This window comes from Nocardioides sp. P5_C9_2, assembly GCF_054049555.1.
Genome location: NZ_JBFUMD010000412.1, coordinates 1 through 3,593, shown reverse-complemented (window position 1 = coordinate 3,593; position 3,593 = coordinate 1). Strand labels below are relative to the sequence as shown.

The window sequence follows — 3,593 nt, the reverse complement described above, 5'->3', positions numbered from 1 at the left end:
GGCGTCGACGGCGGCGCGGATCGCCGCGCCGACGGGATCGCCGTCGGGCACCACGGCCGGGGCCGCGCAGGCGAAGCCCTGCTCCACGAGCCAGTCGACGATCACCGGACCGGTGGCGTCCTCGTACAYGCCGGCGGCCGCACGGTTGGACGCGACCACGACCGCCGCGGGGAGCTGGCCGCTCACCGCGACCATTCCCCGGAGCGCCCGCCGGTCTTGGTCTCGACGCGCACGTCGGTGATGACGGCGCCCTTGTCCACGGCCTTGACCATGTCGATGACGGTGAGCGCGGCGACCGACACCGCGGTGAGGGCCTCCATCTCCACGCCGGTGCGGTCGGTGGTCGCGACGGTGGCGAGAATCTCCACGCCGTCGTCGGCCACGACGAGGTCGACGGTCACCGAGGAGAGGGCCAGCGGGTGGCACAGCGGGATCAGCGAGGGGGTCTGCTTGGCGCCCATGATGCCCGCGAGTCGGGCCACGGCGAGGGTGTCGCCCTTGGGCATCCCCGCGCCTCGCAGCAGCTCCACGACGGCGGGCGACACGAGCACGCGACCGGAGGCGGACGCCGTACGGGCGGTGACGTCCTTGGCGGACACGTCGACCATCCGCGCGGCGCCGTGCTCGTCGACGTGGGTGAGTCGATCCCCGGTGGCCATCAGAACTCCTCGTCGAGCTTGAGCACCTGCACCATGTCACCGGCGCTGAGCCCGGTCACCTCGGGCGGCACCACGATGAGGGCGTTGGACGTCGCCAGGTCGCCGATGAGGTGCGAGCCGTGGCCGCCGACCGGGGCCACGAACGGCCCGCCGCGGTCCACCTCGTACGCACCGCGCACCATCTGCTGCTTGCCCTCGGGCGAGCTGATCGGATGCGTGAGCCGGGCGCGGGCCAGCGGGCGCGAGTAGGGCAGCTTGCCCATCATCCGGCGGATGGCGGGGAGCACGAAGGTCTCGAAGGAGACGTACGCCGACACCGGGTTGCCGGGCAGCGTGAAGATCGGGGTGTCGTCGTCGCCGACGGTGCCGAAGCCCTGCGGCTTGCCGGGCTGCATGGCGACGCCGCCGAACCACACGGTGCCGAGCTGGCCGAGCGCCTCCTTGACGACGTCGAAGTCGCCCTGGCTCACTCCCCCGCTGGTCACCACCAGGTCGGCCCGCACGAGCTGGTCGGCGAGCGCGTCGGTGAAGGTGCGGGGGTCGTCGGGGACGATGCCCACGCGGTAGGCGATCGCCCCGGCCGTGCGCGCGGCGGCGGCGAGGAGGAAGGAGTTGCCGTCGTAGATCGAGTCGTGGCCCAGCGGCGCCCCCGGCTCGCGCAGCTCGGAGCCGGTCGAGATGACCACGACCCGCGGGCGCGGGCGGCACCGGACCGTGGCCCGGCCCACCGCCGCGAGGAGCCCGAGGTGACGCGGCCCCAGGACGGTGCCGTGCTCGATGAGGAGGTCGCCCTCCTCGACGTCGTCGCCGCGGGTGCGGATGTGCTGCCCGGCGGCGGGCACCTGGCGGACCCGGACCTGGGCGACGCCCCGGTCGGTCCACTCGTAGGGCACCACGGCGTCGCAGCCGCGGGGCACGGGCGCACCGGTCATGATCTTGACCGCGGTGCCGGGTGAGAGGGCCATCAGGTCGGCACGGCCGGCCCCGATCTCGCCCACCACCGGCAGGTGCACCGGCGTCTCGAGCGAGGCGGTGAGGACGTCCCGGCGGACGACGGCGTACCCGTCCATGGAGGAGTTGTCGAAGCTCGGCAGCGAGATCGGCGCGCGCACGTCCTCGGCGACCGCCAGCCCGAGGGCGTCCATCAACGGCTGCGGGAAGTCCGGGAGGGGGGAGACCGAGGCCACGATCCGCTCGACGAGGTCGGGGACCGGCAGCAGGTCAGCCATGCGTGGACCCGTCGTCGCCGTGGAGCACCGTGCCGGGCGCGACCCGCTGGGCGGAGGGCGACTCGAGCGCGACCTCGCCCACCACGCGCACCCCCTGGCCGAAGGTGAAGTCCCCGTCGACGGTGAGCGAGYCGGCCTCGCGCAACGACGGAGCACCCTCGGGGAACCGCTTGTCGAAGTCGCCGACGAGCTTGTAGAACTCGCCGTCCAGCTCGACGTACGGAATGCCCTCGGACGCCTGGTCGAGCACGAAGTCGCGGCCGAGGTCGTAGATGTCGGAGCGCAGCACCAGCAGGTCGTTGGTCGTCTTGACCGGCACGAAGCGGTCGCGGCCAACCTCGATGGTCCGGGCCCCCTCGAAGACCTCGATGGCGGCCCCCATGGCGGTCTCGATCTGGATCACCTCGGGGGTGGCGGGGTCGGCGGGGTCGAGGTGCTTGACGTTGCGGATCAGCGGCAGGCCGAGCACGCCCTGACGCGCGTCGAGCGCGTCGCTCATCGCCTGGAGGTCGAACCACAGGTTGTTGGTGGAGGTGAAGCGGTGCACCTCCAGGTCGGCCAGCGCCGCGAGGTCATGCGGCAGCGTCTGGGCCGACTCGCGCAGCACGATGCGGCCGTCCGCCTTGCGCTTGGCGAAGTGACCGCCCTTGCGGTCCGAGGCCGTACGCCGCACGGCCTCGATYGCGAACGGGGCGCCGGTCGAGGCGAACCAGCCCGCCACCCGGGCGTCCGGCACGGCCCCGAGGTTGTCGGAGTTGGAGACGAAGGCGTAGCGGTAGCCCGCCTCGATCAGCCGGGCCAGCAGGCCGGACCCGCGCAGCGCGGTGTAGAGGTCGCCGTGGCCGGGCGGGCACCACTCGAGGTCGGGGTCCTTGGGGTAGGAGGCCGGCAGCAGACCGGCAGCGAGCAGCTTGGGCTCCTTGTTCTGCAGGAACTCCAGGGGCAGCCCCTCGACCGGGAGGTCCTCGTAGCGGGCCAGCGCGGCCATCGTGTCGGCCGAGGTGCGGAAGGAGTTCATGAAGAGCAGCGGCAGCGTCGCGTCGTGCTGCGAGCGCAGGTGCAGCACCTGGCGGGCGATGATGTCCAGGAAGCTCAGCCCGCGTCGTACGCACAGCAGCGACTTGGCGCGGTCCATGCCCATCGACGTGCCGAGGCCGCCGTTGAGCTTGATCACGGCGGTCGCGCGGATCGCCTCGGTGGCGACGTCGTCGGACACCTCCACGTCCGCGAGCGCCTCCATGCCGTGCGGCTCGATCGTGGACTCGGGGATCATCCCGGTCTCACCGTGCTCCAGCAGCCGGTAGTAGTGCGCGAACGTGTCGACCGCGACCGGGTCGACTCCCGCCTGCTGCATCTTGGCGCGTGCGAGCTCGAGGCCTTTGCTACCCATACTGCGATCGTAGGCTCATCTCGTGCCGAAACCACCCGAGCCCCCGTCCGAGGACCTCGCAGGCGCGAAGGCGGCCCTGCGGCGCCGGCTGCTCGAGGGTCGCCGGTCGCGTCCTCCCGCCGAGCTGGTCGCCACGGCCGAGGCCATCGCGGCGCACGCCCTGGCGTGGGATCCCGTACGCCGCGCGCGCACCGTCGCGGCGTACGTCGCAGTGGGCTCGGAGCCCGGCACCGGGCTGCTCCTGGAGGGCCTGCGGTCGACGGGGCATCGGGTGCTGCTCCCCGTCGTGCTGCCGGACCTCGACCTGGACTGGGC

4 protein-coding genes and 1 pseudogene are annotated in these 3,593 nt (G+C 72.8%); 1 reads left to right on the top strand and 4 read right to left on the bottom strand.

Annotation, left to right across the window (positions count from 1 at the left end):
• The 4 genes and pseudogenes from ACXJKL_RS17145 to ACXJKL_RS17130 all read right to left on the bottom strand — a co-directional run.
• Positions 1-195: pseudogene (locus ACXJKL_RS17145) on the bottom strand (MogA/MoaB family molybdenum cofactor biosynthesis protein); the annotation flags it as partial.
• On the bottom strand, positions 183-659 hold the full coding sequence (moaC, locus tag ACXJKL_RS17140; RefSeq protein WP_457208228.1) for a cyclic pyranopterin monophosphate synthase MoaC: 477 nt from the start codon (positions 657-659) through the stop codon (positions 183-185). The pseudogene ACXJKL_RS17145 and the gene moaC, both read right to left, overlap by 13 nt.
• Positions 659-1,888, bottom strand: coding sequence for a molybdotransferase-like divisome protein Glp (glp, locus tag ACXJKL_RS17135; RefSeq protein WP_457208227.1), 1,230 nt, complete (start codon positions 1,886-1,888; stop codon positions 659-661). Before glp ends, moaC begins: the two co-directional genes overlap by 1 nt.
• A complete protein-coding gene (locus ACXJKL_RS17130) occupies positions 1,881-3,278 on the bottom strand; it encodes a UTP--glucose-1-phosphate uridylyltransferase (protein ID WP_457208226.1) in 1,398 nt (465 codons plus the stop codon). Before ACXJKL_RS17130 ends, glp begins: the two co-directional genes overlap by 8 nt.
• A 22-nt stretch (positions 3,279-3,300) precedes the next feature.
• Here ACXJKL_RS17130 and ACXJKL_RS17125 point away from each other — a divergent pair.
• The coding region (locus tag ACXJKL_RS17125; protein ID WP_457208225.1) for a 5-formyltetrahydrofolate cyclo-ligase at positions 3,301-3,593 on the top strand (293 nt) is incomplete at its 3' end.

What these genes read in the sequence shown, in the direction of transcription:
- moaC (WP_457208228.1), bottom strand. Translation starts at nt 659, where the DNA reads ATGGCCACCGGGGATCGACTCACCCACGTCGACGAGCACGGCGCCGCG.
- glp (WP_457208227.1), bottom strand. Translation starts at nt 1,888, where the DNA reads ATGGCTGACCTGCTGCCGGTCCCCGACCTCGTCGAGCGGATCGTGGCC.